Origin of the sequence: Pseudomonas gebzensis (genome assembly GCF_034427815.1) — a bacterium.
Lineage (GTDB): Bacteria > Pseudomonadota > Gammaproteobacteria > Pseudomonadales > Pseudomonadaceae > Aquipseudomonas.
This window is the reverse complement of sequence record NZ_JAXQNS010000003.1, coordinates 62,161-79,543: the sequence shown is the minus strand read 5'-3', so window position 1 is coordinate 79,543 and position 17,383 is coordinate 62,161. Positions and strand designations below refer to the sequence as shown.

Genomic DNA, 17,383 nt, shown 5'->3' with positions numbered 1-17,383 from the left:
TTTTTTGTGCCTGCTGCTCAGCCGTCAGGCTGCTTTCACCGAAGCCGCCATCACATCCAAGCTCTGCCGAACGTGCTGAATCTCCACTTTGATCTGGGCCTTCTCGAGCGAGCTGACGTGCTCATCCGCCAGTGCGTTGTGCACTGCGATGGTCAGGTCAGCAACCTCCTTCCCCACGTTGATCAGGGATGCGGTGAGCGCTTGAGGCTCCGGCGCGACCCTCGCCACTAAATCGAAGCCAAACTCCCCCGCCAGCGCAGCCAGCGGGCGCATGTCGCCGGTGTGGAGCAAAATCCCGAACAGGTGCTCGATCGTCAGTCGGTGTGCATCGTTGTCCGGGTTCGCGCGCTGGAGCAGGCTCACATGCGGAACGCCCATCTTCGAGGCGAGCACCTTTGCCTCGCCGTCCAGAACAGCGCTCTGGGTGGCTCTCAGAAAGTCTTCCATCCGTAAAACCTCAGTGCTGTTTCAGTGGTCGGCAGGCGCGGGCGGCTGGAGAATTTGAGCTCCACCTACGCAGCACCCTTGAGCGCTTTTCGAGCAAATGGAATGAGATCGGGCCGCAGTCCGGCAATGGTGATTTCGCCAGAAGAGGCGTCCTGAAGGCGCTCAGCCAGCTCTGCAGATGCCTTGCGGTGACCGCCGGCGAGCTGCCAGAGGTGGCCGATAGTGGTACTGGCTCCAGCAGCAACCTGCAGCCGGCGCTCGATTGAGGCCTGCGCTAACCAGTCGCGAAGGTGATCATTCATGGGAGTTCTCCTTAAACACAAGGAGAAATTTAGCTCATGGCTAACATTGAATCAAGAGGATTTTAGCTTTGAGCACATTTAGCATGGAGCTAAACACTGGCATTCTTCGCGCCATGGATATTTACGAAATTCGTAAGCACAACTTGGTCAAGCTGATTGGCACTCAGCGAAAGGGATCCTGCGCAGAGCGCTGGGGTATGGCGCCTGCGCACCTGAGCCAGATCCTTTCGGACAAGACGGTCAAGAACCTAGGCGACGACGTAGCGCGCCGGATTGAGGAAGTGGAGGATTTGCCGCGAGGCTGGTTTGACTCGATCCCCGCGAGTGAAGAAGCTCTGTCTCACGCTGAGTCCGTGGACAGCAAATGGTCAGCAGCGGACCTGGTTAAACAGATGCTCGCGAAAAGCGGGAAAGGCATTCCAGAGGAGACGCGGCAGCGGTTGCTGGCTGCCGCCGAGGCACCAGTCGATGGTGGGCCTGGCAACCAAGGCTTGGTGAAAGCTGATTTGAATCGACCTGGTTTGGTGGGCGATGAGGTGTGGATCGCTCATTACGACGTGCGCGGCGCGATGGGCGGCGGCGAGGTGACGCATGACTTCCCGGAGATGCTCCAGGACGTCCGCGTCAGCCCGAAGCACCTGCGCGAACTTGGCATTGAGTTCAAGGAGCACTACCACCTGAAGCTAGTCACCGGCTGGGGCCAGTCGATGGCGCCCACGATCAAGAGTCGCGACCCGCTGATCGTTGACGTGAGCATTCGCGAATTCGTTGGTGACGGGATCTACTACTTCTCTTGGGGCGGACACGAGTACATCAAGCGCCTGCAGATCGCAGACGAGGAATACTTCGAGATGATTTCGGACAATTCGCAGCACAAGGACAGGATGATCAGGCGGGAAGAAACGTACATCCAGGCCAGAGTACTGCTGGTTTGGAACGCTCATTTACTATGAGGCGACAGCCCCAACTCCACCTGAATATGGACCCCGAATCAGCTACGAGAAACGGATAACTCATGAAGCGACCACTGATCGAGCCGAGACTAGTCGGCAAAAGATTTGATGACCATACGATTCCGCTAGAAATGCTTAAAGACCTTGCGGTCCTTGAGGATTTTCTGATTGCCGTAGCGAAATGGATCTACGTTCAGGACAACAGCCGACAACGGTCACCCAAGGGCTTCACTAGCCCACTTACGATTGCATTGTCTGAGGTGAAAAAAGGGAGCGCCTGCCCGGCGATAGTCCTCGAGTACGAGGATCCTTCTGCAGGGCTGTTTCCGGCTGCCAATGAAGATTTCTTTTACCGGGCTGCAGACGCCATCGGCCGGGCAATTGACGCAGCGGAGCACAACGAACCTATCACTCAGCTCCCAGCGAACCTCCTCGGATACTTTGATAGGTTTGGGCGAAGCTTGCGCGACGGCGAGATACTTGAGTTCTTCCCAGGAAAAGCGAGACCGGCAAGGCTCACGAAGCTGACGCGCAGGCGCCTTCTACTAGCTTCCCAGAATGAAGAGATCACTGAGGAGGTCACCGTACGCGGGCTGGTTTCAGAACTTGACCAAGCGAAAATGAGCTTTGAGCTTCAGCTGCCGACTGGTCGAAAGATCACATCGTCTGTGGATGCGATCCACCTTGACACGATTCTTGACGCAACGAGCGGCTACAGAAAAGGCGTAAAAGTTTCGATCTCAGGCGTAGCTCGATTTGACCGACATGAGCGGCTAGACTCATTCGACATGATTGAGGACGCCGTCATCATCGACACCAATGATCCTTTAGCTCGCATCGATGAGCTCCGACTTCTGAGGCCGGGATGGCTTGACGGTATAGGCGCCGTTCCTAGCAAATCTGAATTCGATTGGCTGGAGTCGTTTTTCAGTTCAACCTACCCGGCTACTCTGCCCGCGCCGTACATCTATCCGACGGAGGATGGGGGAGTTTTGCTTGAGTGGAGAACAGCTAACCAGGATATGAGCATGGACATTGACCTCGGAGAACTTCAGGGTGATGTGCATTGTTTAAATACCCAGACCAAGCAAGAAATCGCAGAAGTTTTCGACTTGAGGGACCCCGAGCACCTGCAAAGTCTGATTGATATGATTTCTAAGGCTGCTAAGGGAGAAATTTAATGAAGGGAAACACACGGCTTTTGCGCCAGGTCAATCCAAACTGGGTTCAGGACGGCCGAATCACATCTCAAGTTTTCAGCCCTACACCTAAGGATGAAATGAAGCTCTCTTGCTACGATGGCGATCTGATAGGCCCGCCTGAAGCTCATGATCATTTCGTCGATACTCTGGGACTGCGCTCGATGGGAGTACTGGCAGTCACTGTAGAAGAGTGCCAATCGCTGGATCTTCCAGCCTTACCTGATCCAGCTGCTTTCAAAGAACATGCGATTATTGATTTTGAGGGCAATGGCAAGAGTGATATCAGGCGTAAGTCGAAGGAATTGCGGTCCATCGCTGAGGCTCGTGATTGGCTCTACAAGCCCTGATGCGCAACAGCCCGCAAAACGCGGGCTTTTTCATGCCCGTCAGAAACACGCTGCCTCCTTCTCTGCTTCCTCCTCTCTGTCTCGCTCAGCGAAGAAGTCATCCCGCTCCTCGTTTGCCTGAAGCTCCCACCTGACCGTCACGCTCACGTCGTCGTTGAACGTCAGATCCAGCTCTGACGTCTCCGCGAGCAGGCCCATTACCTCCTCCCACTCATCCTCCCCGTCCATGTCCAGGCGATGGATAGTCACCCAACGCTGCGTCTGCGCAACGGGATGGTTGATCATCGCTGACACCCTTAGGCTCAGCCTCTCAACTCCAGTCATTTCCTGGCGATCCTGTGTAGCCGTCTTCCTTTGCTTAGACATCCCTTCCTCCTTCTTAGCTGTATATTCGTACAGTTATTTTGGAAGGATAGCTCAATGCTAAATCTCCGGTAAACCCTTCACTCGAGAAATTCTCGCAGGAACGAGATCCTACGCCTGGCTAAAATAATTTAGCTCTGAGCTATTGACGATGTTTTAGCTATGGGCTAAATTTCACTCCATCGAGGCGCCACACAGCCCCTCGGGAGGCCCTCAAGCCGACCCGCTCTTTAACAACCAAGACCGCCGAGCCTGCAGGCATAGCAGGCCACCATCCCCGAAGGGCTCTGGTGCGATCAGGTGTGCCGCAATAGCGCGGCATCCAAGCGGCGCGCATGCCTCGACAGATGCAGGAAGCGCGATACCGGGTGAGCGACCGGGGCCTGAGAGAGAACAGAACGATTTACTGATGCCGCTTCGATGAGGCGGCATTGGAAATCAACTGGGGGACATAGGAATGCCGAAATTCATCCTCGACTACATCTGGCTATGCCGGAATTGCAGCCTTGACCTGCGCACCGTTGGAAACATGCGATCCATCGTGATCCCGGCGCTGCAAGAACGCGCAGCCAATATTCGCGCCGTCATCGCAACCGCCCCGGACTGCTACGCCGACTTTGAGGGTGAGCTGCACCTGCTTGAATCGGCCGCAAAAGCTGGTCTGCGGCGGTGTGCATCACAACCTGAGCAGCAAGTGCTGTTCGCAGCATGACGATTTCACTGGCTGGCCTTGGCGACAGGGCCAGTCGGGAAATGAATCCTGACCGGGGTTAGCCGGCCGCTGGACTCCCAAGCGCATAAAGGGATAGCCCTTCCGCATGACGGGCTCAATGGTTGTGCGGTGACAGCCGGAAAGACGGCCCGATGCCCTGCTCCCCATCGCAGGGTTTATCGGTGGATCAACTGGTGAAGGACCACCCAGCCTCTCATGCCCCGGGCGAAGCCGGTCGAGCCATGAAGCCAGTTGCTCCACCGATACACCCCGCATCCCCTTCCCTTCACATACGACCGCATCGACAGGTGCCGGGCTTGGCTTTTCACGCCCAGCTTGGTCACTGGTGCCCGGCACCTGATCGATACGGTTGGCTACCGAGGATCACCAAATGGAATACATGGCAGCCCAAATGGATCGCGAGATTGAAGGCGCAGAACAGCGATACAACGCCGCTCTTGAGGAAGGGGAGAATCCTGCCTTCCCAGTGTCGGCAAGCGAGTATGGCGGCCACGGCACCTTCTTTGGCCTGACCCTCCGCGACCACTTCGCATCCAAGGCCCTGCAGGGCATCTGCGCTCACCCGGACACATGGGGCCGCCAGACCAACGAGATTGCCAAAGCTGCCTACGAACTGGCCGACGCCATGCTCGCCACCCGGGTGAAGCCATGAGCGGCTGGATCAAGTGCAGCGACAAGCTGCCCGAGCTGCCCAAGGGCGGCGGAAAGGCCTGGGTAATCGGCTACACCCCGGCACGGAAAGCGCAGAGCACCTTCAACGGCGCCCGCTTCCTCTACTGGAACGGCATCGACTGGCGTTATGGCGACGGCTCGCGCTTCGAGCACCGCGTGACGCACTGGCAGCCGCACCTCACCCCACCCACCGAGTAACCCACCACCTGGAGGCCGCCATGTCCGCACTTCAAGCAGCGCAGTGGCGGTTCGACAACCGCCTTCCTTCGGATGACGAGTGGGAGTGCCCATTCTGCGAGCGATGCTTCGGCAGCCGAGAGAAGCTGCTTGATCACGGCATGCTTTGCGCCGAAGAAGAGACCGAGCAGCCCGAGGAGGCAGCATGATTCAACAGCAGATGGATCACCAAACAGCCACGGGCTGGGTCGCATCCGAAATCAATATGTTCGAGAAGACTGTCGGCCAGCCCAACGCAAGCTGCGCAGCTCGATCAGTGAACACGTTGGCCCTGCTGCTCCGCGTGATCAGCCTCGAAGAGCACAACTACTTCCTGGCACACATCGAGCGCATCGCCAACCAGTACAACACGCAGTTCCTGGCCGCGTGCCGGGAGAAAATGACCAATATTTCGGCGCCTCATCAGACTCTATGATGGCGCAAGGAGGTTTTGTGAGCACTGCACCCGTTAAATCGTTGATCGACGAGCAGATCGAAGAGATCGAGCGCTGCCTGGCCGTACTGAGCGCAGGCCTGCCGCGTGAATTTCCGGTCGACCAGCTCGGGCCGGTCACTGCCGCAGCTCTGAAGGCCGGCCAGATCGCCGTGAGGCCTGCCCAGTGACCCGCTACCAGCGCGCCCGCCGCATCGCCACCTGGCGCGGCTCGTTCCTCACCCTCACCTTCTGCACCGCCTTCATGCTCGTCAGCGCTCTGGCTGGCCACATCGCGCCGTAACCAACACATCAGCGCCCACCGCAGGGATGGCGCGGGAGATTCTGCATGTCCGAGAAAACCGAACTGGCCGCTGTACCGCTGAAAGAAACAGCCTTGCAGATCTACCAAGCGCCAAATGGCCTTGAGCCCTACCTGCAAAAGATCCGTGACGAAATCGACGCCTTTGTGCCGGATGTAACCACTCGCAAAGGCCGCGACGCTATCGCCTCGATCGCCTACAAGGTGGCCAGGTCCAAGACCGCGCTGGACAACGTCGGCAAGGAACTGGTGGCAGAGCTCAAGGAAATCCCCAAGAAGATCGACGCCGAGCGCAAGCGGATGCGGGACAAGCTGGATGCCTGGCAGGAAGAGGTGCGCCGACCACTGAACGAGTGGCAAGCGGCCGAGGATGCCCGCATTGATCGTCACAACGACCGCTTGAACTGGCTCAAGACGTTGGCAGACGACCTGGGCGAGCTGAGTTCGCTGCACATCAAAGGCCTGATAGCTGAAGCCGAAGGCATGCAGCTCGGCGCCCACTGGGAAGAGTTCGAAGCCGAGGCGGCGAACAACAAGGATCGGGTTCTGACAACCCTGCGCGCCACGCTGCAAAAGCGCGAGCAGTTCGAGGCCGAGCAAGCCGAGCTGTCCCGTCTGCGCCGCGAGGCCGAGGAGCGTGCCGAGGCCGACCGCATTCGACAGGCGCAGGAACAGGCCGTGGAGGCAGAGCGTCAGCGTATCGCCCTGCAGCAGCAAGCTGAACGCGATGCGGCCGCCCGGCGCGAACAGGAACTGCTCGATCAGGCTGCCGCCCAGAAGCGCGCCAGCGAACAGGCTGCCCGCGATGCTGAAGCCGCCGCCGAGCGCCAACGATTCGAGTTGCAGCAGCAGGCCGAGCAGTCCAAGCGTGCTGCAGAACAGGCCGAGGCCAACCGCATCGCGGCTGAGAAGCGCGCCGAGCAAGAGCGTCAGGACGCCGAGCGCCGCTCCGAAGAGGCCGCCGAGCGTGCACGCCAAGACGAACGCCGCCGAGCTGATGCCGCTGCTGCCGAGATCCTGCGCCAGCAGGAAGCCCGTGAGCGTGACGAAGCGCACCGCCGCAGCATCAACCGCGCCGCTCTGGAGGCATTCGTCGCCGGCGGCATGACCGAGGAATGCGCCAGGCAGGCAATCACCCTGATCGCCCAGCGCAAGATCCCGAACATCACTATTTCCTACTGAGGTACGCCATGAGCACCGCAGCCATCGCCGAGCACCGCGAGTCTCGGCAAATCACCGCAGCCGCAGCTACGCCGGAAGCGACCGCCATGCTGACCATGGTGCAGCGGGCCGCGACTGACCCGTCGTTCGATACCGAGAAGATGCAGGCCATGATGGCCATGTACGAGCGGTACACCGACCGGTCTGCATCCGCCGCCTTCAACGCCGCAATGGTACGCGCCCAGGCTGAGATCGGGCCGGTGTTCCGCGACAAGTACAACAGCCAGACCAACAGCTCCTATGCGGCCCTGGAGTCGATCGACAAGAAGATCGCGCCGACCTACACCCTTCACGGCTTCTCGCTGTCATTCGGCACTGATGACAGCCCGCTGGCCGGCCACATCCGCACCGTCTGCGACTGCATGCATGAAGCCGGTCACACCAAGCGCTACCACGTTGATCTGCCCATCGACTCCACCGGCATCAAGGGCAGCGTCAACAAGACCGGCGTACACGCCAACGGATCAACCTTCAGCTACGCCCGCCGCTACCTGACGATGATGATCTTCAACGTCGTGCTGACGAATGAGGACAACGATGGGAACGGCGGCGAGCCCCAGCAGAGCCTGGGCGAGCTGATGAACGAGTGGATTCCGAAGGCCTATGCGGCCGACACCAAAGATTCGCTTACGAAGGTCTGGCAGGAGGGCGTCAAGGCCTCCCAAGACCTCAAGGCCACTGATAGCAAAACGGCGACCGACCTCTACGAGGCGCTGAAGGTCGCCGTGACCACGCGCGGCCAGCAGCTCACCCCGCCGCAACAAGAGGGAGTCAGCCAATGATCATCGTCAATTGCGCCCAGGGCTCGCCTGAATGGCTTCAGGCACGTGCTGGAGTGATTACCGCCAGCATGTTCAGCACCGCCCGCTCGAAGGTGAACGGGCTCACGGCCCAGCAGGGCAAGTATGTCGAAGCCATCCTGGCAGGGCACAGCGAAGCCAAAGCCCGGGATGTAGCCGGATACAAGGCCGCGCCGAAAGCTGAAGTTGTCCAGCGAGCGCTGGATGGGAAAACCGTGGGTGAGCCGTCCAACGCAGCTCTCACCTACGCCTTCGAGCTCGCCGTCGAGCGCATCGGTGGCGCGCCGCTCGACGGCGGATTCGAGACCTGGCAGATGCGCCGCGGCCACGAGCTGGAGCCAGAGGCCAGGATGGAGCACGAAATTCAAACCGGCCTGATAGTTCAGCAGGTGGGCTTGGTGAAGACGGATGACGGCGTCTTCGGCGCCAGCGCGGATGGGTTCATCGGCGCGGACGGCGGCAGCGAGTACAAGTGCTTCCTGGCGCCCGACAAGCTGCGCTCTTTCCACATCGACAACGATGCCAGCGACGTGATCGACCAGGTGCAGGGTTGCATGTGGATCACCGGCCGAAAATGGTGGCACATCGGGATGTATTGCCCGCTCTTGAAACCAGTGGGCCGCCAGCTCTGGTGGCGCGAGTTCAAGCGTGACGACGACTACATCGAAAAGCTCGAGGCCGACTTGTGGGACTTCAAGCTGCTGGTCGACGGATACGAAAAACAGCTGAGGAGCAAAGCAGCATGACCGACAATCTCGTAATGCTCGGCGCTCAACGCCAAGCGGCCCTCGACGCAGCCAAGTCCGCATTCTTCGCCCGAGGCAAAGCCGTGGTCATCCTTGATTCGTGCGGCGATGGCTTCCCACCGGAGCGTTCGGACAGGGTCGACCCTGATACGGTCCTGAAGCGCCGACGACCAGCTGTGAGCCTCAGTGAGCGCCGCGCCTTGAGGCGAATGGCGGCCGAGCTATGAGCAAGGTCCGCAAGCCTCACAACCTCCGCGCCCGCATCGAGCGGGCCTGTCGGTCTCTGCTGGTCACAAACCACGTGGCAGTAGTTAGCATCGACCCCAGCGGCCAGCAACTCCTGATGAACTGGAAGTCTTGCCGACAGATTCGCAGCCGGCAGATCGTCGACGCGGTATGCGACATCCCGCACCGCTGGACGATCTACCTCAGCGTGATGTGTCAGAAGCCGAACGGCGAGCAGTACTGCAAGTCGATCGAGGTCGCGCCCCAGGGTAACTACTTGGCCTCGCACATCACCGACGTGATCGAGACGACCTACGCCGATCTGCGCGGCCAGGCCAACCCCAATCACTTGGTGGCATCCGGTTGGATCGCCATCCCCACCGAAATGACCATGGACGAAGCTCAGGCCGCCAGGCTGTTCACGACCGTGGGCGCCTGGAATCAGCAGAAAGCCGCATGAGACCCATCCGAAAAATCACGCAGCAGCGCCGACGCCAGCTGCACCTGCAACTGCCGCCAAGCGGCCTGAAGGAGCAACCGCATGGCCATGACCCAGAAAGAACGCGATGTGCGGCGGCACACCAAAGCAGCCAAGCACCAGGAGGAAGACCTTCGCATGAAGGTGCGGCCCGGCACGAAGCAGGCGCTGGCCGAGCTGATGCAATGGGCGGAGATCACTGAGCAGGGCGAGGCGCTGACGCTGATGATCCATCACATCGAGGCGCTCGGGCACCACGCCTTGTTCAGGATCGCGCGCCACGAAATCGAAGCTCACCGGAATGTGGCGCGCACTGAGTCATTGCGGCTTTCTGCCAGGAAGCGAACAGGCCAGCACCTGCGGGCGATTTGCGGATGGGTCGACGCTATCCACGGGCAGATGATCGAGGCGCTGGTTCACGGCATCCATGCTTTGGGCCAGCTGCAAGCGGCGAAGTTTCTGACCCCGCCGCGGCATGAGATCAGCATTTCGCCGCGCTTGGCGCTGGCCTTCGACCGTAAGAGTATGCTGATGATCCAGCAGGATCCCGGAGACGAAATTTTGATGCCTTGTTGACGGTGCGCAAACTACAGTCATTCGTCGAATATGAAATTCTCACGCAACTTTATGCTTGATACATCAAGACAAACCTTAATTATCCCTAGGGTGAATTCCAAATGATAGTCGGTCGGCCCAGTAATAAGAGCTGGTACGTCATCCTTCATCAAAATTGAGGAATCCATAGAACGGAAGGTGGCATGGCTGGCAACCCCAGAAAGACCCCGGTATATGGTGTCGTACAGCGGGATCATATCCGCGACGCCAGCGGCGTCAAAACACGAAAACCCCGCTCCGCCTCCATCAGCCCGACGACTTACCTCATTCAGATCTGCTATGTTTCGTTCGGATAGACCTCTGCCTAAAAAGGAACGAATTAATGCCTTGGCCTGCTTTGCCTCAGCCACATCGCCCTCTCTTGCAATTCTGAAAAAAATAGAGGGATCATTGATCAATGCTCCGCCATAAAATATTGCCTCTACTGCGGAACGAGTTAATGTCTGCGCATCAAGAACCAGCCCCCTCTCGCACAGAATGATTGCTGCCTGACAACTACGCACGGCTCTTTGGAAGAAGTTCAAAGAAGCTATCATATGAGGTTGACTCAGATGTGCACCGGCGGTCATGACGAGTTGATGTGCCGAGGCCGATGCAGTCTCGGCCTCGAGAAAAATTTTTTGATGATTTTTACGCTGGGTAACGCGAAAAACTTCAATGCCGGCCGAAAGAAAACCCTTATCAGCAAAGCCATTTATAACTTCCGATTTTTCCATAATTAGCTCCAGATACAAGCCGCTGATAGTTATTTACAATTCAGACACCAATTTATCATGACTGTATCCTGCCAGCGGGCATTAAATGCATCCTGACCTTTCGGCTCAGTTTAAAATTAGTGTGAGGGACGCTTAATTAGATCCTCAATAGTCGCAAGTGCATTTTCAATTACAACTGCAGTTCCTTACCTGTCCGATGGATTAGATCCTCTGCAATCTTCAACAACAATGGAACTTCTTGAACAAGCAACCTTTCCTGACCTGAGAATGGGGTAAACCTTGATTCTTCCCCTTCTTTGTTGTGCACTAAAGCATTACGTATCTGGTAAATCCTAGCGCCCACAGCTGGAAAAATCTGGTTATCGGAAAGATCGATTCTGTTCGATTTACCGAAAACATCTTGCTCTACCGTAAGATCCACACCAGATTGAACTTGATAATTTTTAATCCAGTCGCGCAAGGCTTCCTTATCGACATGCTGTTCCAGTACGGTTTGCAGCATCACTCTCTCATTCATCTTGCTATCGAAATTTCTGACGAGCTTTGTGAGCGCCCGAAGCTTTCCCACTTTCGCATGAGAAAAGTCAGGCGCAACCAAATGAGCCTTCAATTTCTTATGCAAAATATGCTCAGAAGCATCCGTGTAGAAATACTCAAGGATTTTATATAACGCTAGGTATGCTAAAACAAGACTTTCAGCTCCCAACGCCATCTGATAGTAAGCTACTAATTCTTGATTATAGGTGAGCAAAGGAAACTGAACTGTTTCGGATCGACTCGAAATCCTAAAAAAAGATCGCTCCCAAGATTTAAGAGGTACGAGCGCTACGCTGTTTCCATATGATATATGGTATAGTCCAGAATCAGCAATAGCCTGTAATTGCTTTGCGCTTTTCCTGTGAGCATAGTCTGCGGGAGCAAAGACCTTAACAGACATGAACCTTCCGTATAAATCACGCAACCCGCGCCCAGGATCAGACCCTCTTATAGACTTATACATCGTAGCCCTACGAAAGTCTTTATTGACCTCATCATTGTCAGCCATATGCATGACAAACATAGCTGATAACGGGCTCAACTCAATAATAAAACCAGACTGATCATGCTTCAGCGCTATAGTCCTGCTCTCCTTGAACAAGCGGAACGAGTTAGGTCCATAACCATGAATCTCAACTGCCTGTTCATAATACCCCTCAAAAAATATGCTTGTTTCAGTCACCTGCTTAGGCGACTCTTTAAATCGCTTATATCCATCTACCTCTTCAGCTGTAACAGTCACAACTTCCCCACGCACCGAAAAAGTCACAGCACCGTCCGTCATTTCGACATTGGTAATCTTTAGACCTCGGAGCACTGACTTAACTTCATCTTCCAGCGATATAGATTTTGAGCTAACACCTTCGACTCGCATATTTTTTCCTAAGAGACGACTGAGGTCGACCCATGATGTCACAAAGAGATTAGCGAGGTATCCCATGCCCACAGAAAACCGATCCAACAGTACCGAACTGAGCAAGATTGTCACCGAAGCCCTTGTCTGCATGGTTTCCGGCGTGACCGGCATGACTCCGCCGGCAGATGAGCCGCTGCCCGGTTTCATTCAGGCGCCGATCGATCGCGCAGTTACGCGAATTTCCGATTTTCTTGCCCAACCAGCCCAGCAGCACCAGGGCGAGCCGGTGGCGCTGGCCATCCCCGAAGAGTGCCCGCACATCATCGTGTTCGACGATCACGACCGGGTGGATGAGCACTTCTGCGGTGCAGGCGCCAGGCCGGCTGCGCTGCGCCGCTTCGAGCAGATTTCACGGTCGTGGAACGCCCACCTGTTCGTCAGGGTGGAGCGGAACAGCCGCGATGATCGCTACCCGAGCGCTACGGTGGCCGACCTTGCCGAGGTTGAGCGGCTTCGCGGCGAAGTCCGGCGATTACACGAAGCTGGCGAGTTCCTAGACAACGTCAGCCAGGGCATAGAGAACAAGCTGCGCGCCCAGCTGGCCGAGGCACAGGCGCTGCTGCGTGATATTTCCACACGCCCCGACCTTCCAGAAGTGGTTCGCTGCTGGCTCGAAACTTACCTATCCGCCAGCACAGAGCCGAGCGCGCTCGTCATGCAGATCCCCGAGGGCTACTGCGTCATGCCTCGACGACTCACGGCCGAGAATGGCGCCAAGGCTTTGCTGATCGGAGAGTTCAAGCTGGAGACCACCCATGAATGCCCCGAGTGCGCTGAGCTTGAGGAACCAGCTGAAGGCTGCGAAATGTGCGATGGCACGGGTGAGTATGGGCAGCCCCACATTATCCCGTGGGATCAGATCAAATTGATGTACAGCGAGGCTGTGAACGGCCTTTCGCTCAAGCAATAGCCCCACCCCGCTGTAACCCCTCTCCCCTCTATTCAATGCCGCGATATGGCGGCAAAGGAATCGTCATGCCCGAGAAAAGTGGAATCACCCTCAACCGCGCGGCTCAGGACGTCGTGCTCGAGCGCCAGCGGCAGGTCAGCGGCGAAGGCTACTCGCTGTACCACGACGATGGCTATGTGAAGGGCGAGCTGTCGGAAGCGGGCGCTACCTACGCCAGTCTGGCGGGCAAACCGGGGTCGCTGAGCACTCAATGGCCTTGGGGAGCGAAGACATTCAAGCCGAGCGCTGACCGCCGACGCGACCTTGTTAAGGCCGCAGCGCTGATCCTCGCCGAGATCGAGCGCCTCGACCGCCAGCAGTTGATTCGGCACGCAATTGTGCGGCGCGACGAGAACGGATGGTGGCACCACCCCGGCATCCCGGACTTCGGCGGGACCGAAGACCCGGCGCCGTACAAGGAATGGGCAGCTGACCAAGGTTTGGAGCTGAAGACCTGGGATATGGATTCGGACCTGGTTGAGCACCCGTACTTCGACGGCGCGGCGCACTGCAATGGCTGGGAGCCTGAATCGCCCGGCCCGGAGTGGTTCTTGATGGGCATCTTCGATACGGATGATGGTCCGCATGTGCAGTGGGCCCGCCGAGTGGTGACGCCATGACTACCGCCGAACTTGTACGACTTTTACGCGGTGTGCCCGCCCATGCGGAAGTTTTTACCGCAACGCACGACCAAGGTGAATTCGAGTACGACGGAACTCCCTACAGCGCCGACTTTCATCAGGCGCATTCGGATTTCCATCGGGAAAACCCGGATTTGGACCCTGCCGTTCCCGTAATCATTCTTCGCTAGGTGCAACCATGACCCGCCTCGCCCTCTGCCTCCTGCTGCTGGCCACCGGCGTCAGTGCTCACGCGGCCCTGCCCAATGAGGTATCGGTCATCCATGACGACGAGAGAAACGTCACCTGCTGGCTGTTCTGGTCGTTCAACCGCGGGGGCATCAGCTGCATCCCCGACAGCCAGCTGCAGGCCGGCGCCGACCGCCAGCTCTCCCCGCACGAACAACAACCCGAACCTACACCCGCACTGGCGCCTGGGCGCTGGATTGATGAGAGGTATGAGCTGTGAGCGAAACAAAATCGCGCTTGCGCGCCGCCCTGTCAGCCATGAGGCGAACTGGGAAGCGTGAGCTTGGGTTGCACCTGTTCATGATCATCTTCTGCCTGATCGTGCTCGCCGTAGCAATTCCCCTGGTTCTCCTGCTGCATTACCTGCCGGATTGGGTGTGGTACCCGCTGGGTGCGGCCGTCCTGATCTGGATGTTTTTCGGCGACACAATCGCCGCAGGCTATCAAGCATTTCGAGGTGATCGGCCATGACCGACCTGATCGAAGTGAAGGTAGCCAGGCGCGTCTACATCTCCGGGCCAATGACCGGCCTGCCGGAGTTCAACTATCCCGCCTTCAATGCCGCAGCGAGTGAGCTGCGAGCGGCCGGGGCGCATGTCGAAAACCCGGCAGAAAACCCCACTCCGCCATGCGGTAGCTGGCTCGGATACATGCGCCTCGCCGTCGAGCAGGTGTCGCGTTGCGACTACGTGGTGACATTGCCAGGCTGGGACGAGTCCCGGGGTGCTCGTGTAGAGGTCGAGCTGGCCCGCGGGCTAGGGCTTCCAGTCAAGTCACTACCCGAATTCATCCGAATCATTGATCTCTGGAGCTGATGCCGTGACAGAACAAAGCACCAAGGAATTCTACTCAGTCGATCAAGCCTCTCAGCATGCTGCTGAATGGTGCAAACGCAATCCCGCATGGCGCCGGATCTGCGATATCCCGGATATCTCCGTGTTCGAAAAGACCTACGATGAGATTCCAAAGCGCGAGCGTGCCTACTGGGAAAAGAACGGCGGCGAAGAATGCTGGCGTGAGTTTGGCGCCGGAGGAACCAAAGTGCCTACCGGATTCATCTCTGGAAAGGGCGAGTTCTTCGACCACGTCCTCAAAGTGCCACGCCATCACAACTTGATGACGGTGTATCGCGTGGGCACGAGGTGGAAGCCATGATCGCCCTCGCCTACATGGCCTACCTGGTCGCAAGGGGGCCGCGATGACTTGCATCCGCATCGAGTACGGCTTTGTCTGCCGATCACCGTTTTATCGCCTGCCACTGGCCGACGGTACGAGGGTGTTCATGAGTTGGCACAACTACCTCGGACCGATGTTCTTCCGCGATCGCCATGAGCAGCGAGAGATTGAGGACTGGTACGAGAACCTGCTGATCTGCGACGCCCTCGACTGGTTCATCAAGCGCGGCCACCGCGCCTAATCCCTTCCCACCTACTACTCAAGCCCGCCGATGCGCGCGGGCGAGGATTTGCACGCATGAAAATCAGAGCTTCCGGTTCCAGCGTAACTATCGATGGGCGCACATTCACCGGGCGCAACATCAGCATCAATGGCGACAAGGTAGTCGTCGACGGGGTTGAGCAGGCCGGCAGCCTGGTCGGGCCGGTATCAGTGACCGTGAACGGTAATGCGGAATCCGTCGAAAATGGCTCCGGCACCGTAACTGTCACCGGCAGCGCAGGCCAAATCGAGACCATGAGCGGTGATGTCTATTGCGGCGCCGTATCTGGCGACGTCGAGACCATGTCGGGCGATGTGACCTGCGGACCGGTTACCGGAAAGGTTAAAACCACCACGGGCGACATCATCAAGCGCTGACCACCAACCTGCCGCCGCCGGCGGCGCGGAGACCACCATGGCGAATGCCACAGCAGCAAAGCCATCCAGCATTCAGCCGCGGTTCATCCGGTTCGGCGATGCGCCTGGCTATCTCGGCATGTGCCGGGACGAATTCAACAAGACTGTGCGCCCGAACGTGCGCGAGTTTCCCATCGGCAAACAGGGCGTGGCCTTCGACCGGCAAGAGCTCGACGCATGGGCGGATGCCTACATCGAAGCCAGGGCGATTGAAAAAGCAGGCTCACAGGACAACAATCGGCCCCGCAGCGAACGGCTGGCCGTGACCTCTAAGGAGACACCATGGCCAAAAAGGCAATCACCGGGCTCCAGAAAATGCCGAACGGCATCTGGAAAATCGACAAAATCTACAGAGGGGAGCGAATTCAAGAGAGCACTGGCACTTGTGACCGGGAAGAAGCCGAGCAGTATCTGATCCACTTGTTGGAGAAGATGCGCCTGCGCAAGGTTTACGGCGTGCGCGAGATCAAGACCTTCAGCGCCGCGGCTGCGCGGTATCTGATTGAGCACAGGGAACAGCCATCGCTGAGGATCACCGCACTATACCTGGGCCAGCTCGACGACTACATCGGCCACTTGCCGCTGACGCACATTGATGACGAGGCATTGGCGCCCTTCATTCGGGACCGCAAAGCGGACGTGGTACTCCCGGATGGAAAGCTAAAGAAGGGAGTGAGCAACAGGACGGTGAATATCGCGCTCGAGCGCGCGATCCGCGTTCTATCGCTGGCGTGCAGGAAATGGAGGGATGAGGAGCGCCGGCCGTGGCTGGACAGCATTCCGCTGCTCACCAAGCTGGAAGAGAAGAAGGCGAGCCGGAAGCCCTACCCCATGTCATGGGAGGAGCAATCGATTCTCTTCGGGGAGTTGCCGGATCATCTGCAGCGAATGGCCCTGTTCAAGGTGAACACTGGCTGCCGCGAACAGGAAGTCTGCAAGCTGAGGTGGGATTGGGAGATATCGGTGCCCGAGCTGGACACCAGCGTGTTCCTGATTCCTGCCGAGTTCGGCGGCAGGCACGCGAACTCTGGCGTGAAGAACAGGGACGAGCGCTTGGTGGTGTTGAATAACGTGGCCAGGTCGATCATCGAGAAGCAGCGCGGGCAGTCGCGGGAATGGGTGTTCCCTTACAACGGCACCGCGATGCACAGGATGAACGACTCGGCCTGGAAGAAAGCGCGGGTGCGCGCGGCAAAGCTCTGGCAGGAGCAGCATCTACGGCCTGCACACCCGGGATTCGCTTCGATCAGGATTCACGACCTCAAACACACATTCGGCCGGCGCCTGAAAGCAGCGGGCGTTACCGAAGAGGATCGAAAGTCACTATTGGGACACAAGAACGGCAGCGTGACCAGTCACTACTCGGGCGCGGAGATCGGCCAACTGATCGAGGCGGCAAACAAAGTCTCGGCCACGGATTCACGCGGGCCGGTGCTGACAATCTTGAAGAGGAGAATTGGGTGATGA

At 57.9% G+C, this 17,383-nt stretch carries 31 protein-coding genes; 26 read left to right on the top strand and 5 right to left on the bottom strand.

Features of this window, described 5'->3' with window-relative positions:
* Nucleotides 1-24 precede the first annotated feature (24 nt).
* Nucleotides 25-447 carry a phage regulatory CII family protein gene (locus tag SJI00_RS07300; RefSeq protein ID WP_322461065.1) on the bottom strand — a complete coding sequence of 141 codons (423 nt, stop codon included), beginning with the start codon at nucleotides 445-447 and terminating at the stop codon, nucleotides 25-27.
* Nucleotides 448-512: 65 nt separating this feature from the next.
* Nucleotides 513-749 carry a helix-turn-helix domain-containing protein gene (locus SJI00_RS07295; protein ID WP_322461064.1) on the bottom strand — a complete coding sequence of 79 codons (237 nt, stop codon included), beginning with the start codon at nucleotides 747-749 and terminating at the stop codon, nucleotides 513-515.
* 113 nt (nucleotides 750-862) lie between these two features.
* On the opposite strand from SJI00_RS07295, the gene SJI00_RS07290 reads away from it, so the two are divergent.
* The 3 genes from SJI00_RS07290 to SJI00_RS07280 all read left to right on the top strand — a co-directional run bounded on the left by SJI00_RS07290 (nucleotide 863) and on the right by SJI00_RS07280 (nucleotide 3,251).
* Complete coding sequence (locus SJI00_RS07290; RefSeq protein WP_322461362.1) at nucleotides 863-1,702, top strand: S24 family peptidase; 840 nt, start codon at nucleotides 863-865, stop codon at nucleotides 1,700-1,702.
* A gap of 62 nt (nucleotides 1,703-1,764) precedes the next feature.
* Complete coding sequence (locus SJI00_RS07285) at nucleotides 1,765-2,883, top strand: hypothetical protein (protein ID WP_322461063.1); 1,119 nt, start codon at nucleotides 1,765-1,767, stop codon at nucleotides 2,881-2,883.
* Nucleotides 2,883-3,251: a hypothetical protein gene (locus SJI00_RS07280; RefSeq protein ID WP_322461062.1), complete on the top strand. Its 369-nt coding sequence runs from the start codon at nucleotides 2,883-2,885 to the stop codon at nucleotides 3,249-3,251. The genes SJI00_RS07285 and SJI00_RS07280 overlap by 1 nt, the downstream gene beginning before the upstream one ends.
* Before the next feature lie 39 nt (nucleotides 3,252-3,290).
* Here the strand turns inward: SJI00_RS07280 and SJI00_RS07275 are convergent, their stop codons facing one another.
* Nucleotides 3,291-3,617 (bottom strand): DUF1654 domain-containing protein, encoded by a 327-nt coding sequence (locus tag SJI00_RS07275; RefSeq protein WP_322461061.1) that lies wholly within the window; start codon nucleotides 3,615-3,617, stop codon nucleotides 3,291-3,293.
* Nucleotides 3,618-4,071: 454 nt separating this feature from the next.
* On the opposite strand from SJI00_RS07275, the gene SJI00_RS07270 reads away from it, so the two are divergent.
* From SJI00_RS07270 to SJI00_RS07215, 12 genes are all read left to right on the top strand, one after another.
* Nucleotides 4,072-4,326, top strand: a complete 255-nt coding sequence (locus SJI00_RS07270; protein ID WP_322461060.1) for a hypothetical protein — start codon at nucleotides 4,072-4,074, stop codon at nucleotides 4,324-4,326.
* 391 nt (nucleotides 4,327-4,717) lie between these two features.
* On the top strand, nucleotides 4,718-4,999 hold the full coding sequence (locus SJI00_RS07265) for a hypothetical protein (protein WP_322461059.1): 282 nt from the start codon (nucleotides 4,718-4,720) through the stop codon (nucleotides 4,997-4,999).
* Nucleotides 4,996-5,217, top strand: coding sequence for a DUF551 domain-containing protein (locus tag SJI00_RS07260; RefSeq protein WP_322461058.1), 222 nt, complete (start codon nucleotides 4,996-4,998; stop codon nucleotides 5,215-5,217). The genes SJI00_RS07265 and SJI00_RS07260 overlap by 4 nt, the downstream gene beginning before the upstream one ends.
* Before the next feature lie 20 nt (nucleotides 5,218-5,237).
* Entirely contained in the window at nucleotides 5,238-5,405 is a 168-nt protein-coding gene (locus tag SJI00_RS07255; protein ID WP_322461057.1) for a hypothetical protein, read from the top strand.
* Nucleotides 5,402-5,671: a hypothetical protein gene (locus tag SJI00_RS07250; protein ID WP_322461056.1), complete on the top strand. Its 270-nt coding sequence runs from the start codon at nucleotides 5,402-5,404 to the stop codon at nucleotides 5,669-5,671. Before SJI00_RS07255 ends, SJI00_RS07250 begins: the two co-directional genes overlap by 4 nt.
* 17 nt (nucleotides 5,672-5,688) lie before the next feature.
* A complete protein-coding gene (locus SJI00_RS07245) occupies nucleotides 5,689-5,859 on the top strand; it encodes a hypothetical protein (RefSeq protein WP_322461055.1) in 171 nt (56 codons plus the stop codon).
* Nucleotides 5,860-6,017: 158 nt separating this feature from the next.
* Nucleotides 6,018-7,172, top strand: coding sequence for a coiled-coil domain-containing protein (locus SJI00_RS07240; protein ID WP_322461054.1), 1,155 nt, complete (start codon nucleotides 6,018-6,020; stop codon nucleotides 7,170-7,172).
* 8 nt (nucleotides 7,173-7,180) lie between these two features.
* On the top strand, nucleotides 7,181-7,993 hold the full coding sequence (locus tag SJI00_RS07235) for an ERF family protein (protein WP_322461053.1): 813 nt from the start codon (nucleotides 7,181-7,183) through the stop codon (nucleotides 7,991-7,993).
* Nucleotides 7,990-8,757, top strand: coding sequence for a lambda exonuclease family protein (locus SJI00_RS07230; RefSeq protein WP_322461052.1), 768 nt, complete (start codon nucleotides 7,990-7,992; stop codon nucleotides 8,755-8,757). The genes SJI00_RS07235 and SJI00_RS07230 overlap by 4 nt, the downstream gene beginning before the upstream one ends.
* Nucleotides 8,754-8,984 (top strand): hypothetical protein, encoded by a 231-nt coding sequence (locus SJI00_RS07225; protein WP_322461051.1) that lies wholly within the window; start codon nucleotides 8,754-8,756, stop codon nucleotides 8,982-8,984. Before SJI00_RS07230 ends, SJI00_RS07225 begins: the two co-directional genes overlap by 4 nt.
* Nucleotides 8,981-9,442: a hypothetical protein gene (locus SJI00_RS07220; protein WP_322461050.1), complete on the top strand. Its 462-nt coding sequence runs from the start codon at nucleotides 8,981-8,983 to the stop codon at nucleotides 9,440-9,442. The genes SJI00_RS07225 and SJI00_RS07220 overlap by 4 nt, the downstream gene beginning before the upstream one ends.
* A gap of 81 nt (nucleotides 9,443-9,523) precedes the next feature.
* Nucleotides 9,524-10,036: a hypothetical protein gene (locus SJI00_RS07215; RefSeq protein WP_322461049.1), complete on the top strand. Its 513-nt coding sequence runs from the start codon at nucleotides 9,524-9,526 to the stop codon at nucleotides 10,034-10,036.
* A gap of 17 nt (nucleotides 10,037-10,053) precedes the next feature.
* On the opposite strand, the gene SJI00_RS07210 is transcribed toward SJI00_RS07215, so the two are convergent.
* Both SJI00_RS07210 and SJI00_RS07205 read right to left on the bottom strand, forming a co-directional pair.
* Nucleotides 10,054-10,791 (bottom strand): DUF5677 domain-containing protein, encoded by a 738-nt coding sequence (locus tag SJI00_RS07210; protein WP_322461048.1) that lies wholly within the window; start codon nucleotides 10,789-10,791, stop codon nucleotides 10,054-10,056.
* A 169-nt stretch (nucleotides 10,792-10,960) separates the two neighbouring features.
* On the bottom strand, nucleotides 10,961-12,202 hold the full coding sequence (locus SJI00_RS07205) for a hypothetical protein (RefSeq protein ID WP_322461047.1): 1,242 nt from the start codon (nucleotides 12,200-12,202) through the stop codon (nucleotides 10,961-10,963).
* A 64-nt stretch (nucleotides 12,203-12,266) separates the two neighbouring features.
* Between SJI00_RS07205 and SJI00_RS07200 the strand changes: the two genes are divergently transcribed.
* The 11 genes from SJI00_RS07200 (at nucleotide 12,267) to SJI00_RS07150 (ending at nucleotide 17,380) form a co-directional block, all read left to right on the top strand.
* Nucleotides 12,267-13,154 (top strand): hypothetical protein, encoded by an 888-nt coding sequence (locus SJI00_RS07200; RefSeq protein ID WP_322461046.1) that lies wholly within the window; start codon nucleotides 12,267-12,269, stop codon nucleotides 13,152-13,154.
* 65 nt (nucleotides 13,155-13,219) lie between these two features.
* Entirely contained in the window at nucleotides 13,220-13,813 is a 594-nt protein-coding gene (locus SJI00_RS07195) for a hypothetical protein (RefSeq protein ID WP_322461045.1), read from the top strand.
* A complete protein-coding gene (locus SJI00_RS07190) occupies nucleotides 13,810-14,004 on the top strand; it encodes a hypothetical protein (protein ID WP_322461044.1) in 195 nt (64 codons plus the stop codon). Before SJI00_RS07195 ends, SJI00_RS07190 begins: the two co-directional genes overlap by 4 nt.
* Before the next feature lie 8 nt (nucleotides 14,005-14,012).
* The gene (locus tag SJI00_RS07185) at nucleotides 14,013-14,282 is read left to right on the top strand and encodes a hypothetical protein (protein ID WP_322461043.1); all 270 of its coding nucleotides are present in this window, start codon (nucleotides 14,013-14,015) and stop codon (nucleotides 14,280-14,282) included.
* A complete protein-coding gene (locus tag SJI00_RS07180) occupies nucleotides 14,279-14,533 on the top strand; it encodes a hypothetical protein (RefSeq protein ID WP_322461042.1) in 255 nt (84 codons plus the stop codon). The genes SJI00_RS07185 and SJI00_RS07180 overlap by 4 nt, the downstream gene beginning before the upstream one ends.
* Nucleotides 14,530-14,877 carry a DUF4406 domain-containing protein gene (locus tag SJI00_RS07175; protein ID WP_322461041.1) on the top strand — a complete coding sequence of 116 codons (348 nt, stop codon included), beginning with the start codon at nucleotides 14,530-14,532 and terminating at the stop codon, nucleotides 14,875-14,877. The genes SJI00_RS07180 and SJI00_RS07175 overlap by 4 nt, the downstream gene beginning before the upstream one ends.
* A 4-nt stretch (nucleotides 14,878-14,881) precedes the next feature.
* Nucleotides 14,882-15,217 (top strand): hypothetical protein, encoded by a 336-nt coding sequence (locus tag SJI00_RS07170; protein WP_322461040.1) that lies wholly within the window; start codon nucleotides 14,882-14,884, stop codon nucleotides 15,215-15,217.
* Between the two features lie 43 nt (nucleotides 15,218-15,260).
* Nucleotides 15,261-15,479, top strand: coding sequence for a hypothetical protein (locus SJI00_RS07165; RefSeq protein WP_322461039.1), 219 nt, complete (start codon nucleotides 15,261-15,263; stop codon nucleotides 15,477-15,479).
* A 56-nt stretch (nucleotides 15,480-15,535) separates the two neighbouring features.
* A complete protein-coding gene (locus tag SJI00_RS07160; protein WP_322461038.1) occupies nucleotides 15,536-15,877 on the top strand; it encodes a hypothetical protein in 342 nt (113 codons plus the stop codon).
* 37 nt (nucleotides 15,878-15,914) lie between these two features.
* On the top strand, nucleotides 15,915-16,331 hold the full coding sequence (locus SJI00_RS07155; protein WP_322461037.1) for a hypothetical protein: 417 nt from the start codon (nucleotides 15,915-15,917) through the stop codon (nucleotides 16,329-16,331).
* The gene (locus tag SJI00_RS07150; protein ID WP_322461361.1) at nucleotides 16,232-17,380 is read left to right on the top strand and encodes a tyrosine-type recombinase/integrase; all 1,149 of its coding nucleotides are present in this window, start codon (nucleotides 16,232-16,234) and stop codon (nucleotides 17,378-17,380) included. The genes SJI00_RS07155 and SJI00_RS07150 overlap by 100 nt, the downstream gene beginning before the upstream one ends.
* Nucleotides 17,381-17,383 lie beyond the last annotated feature (3 nt).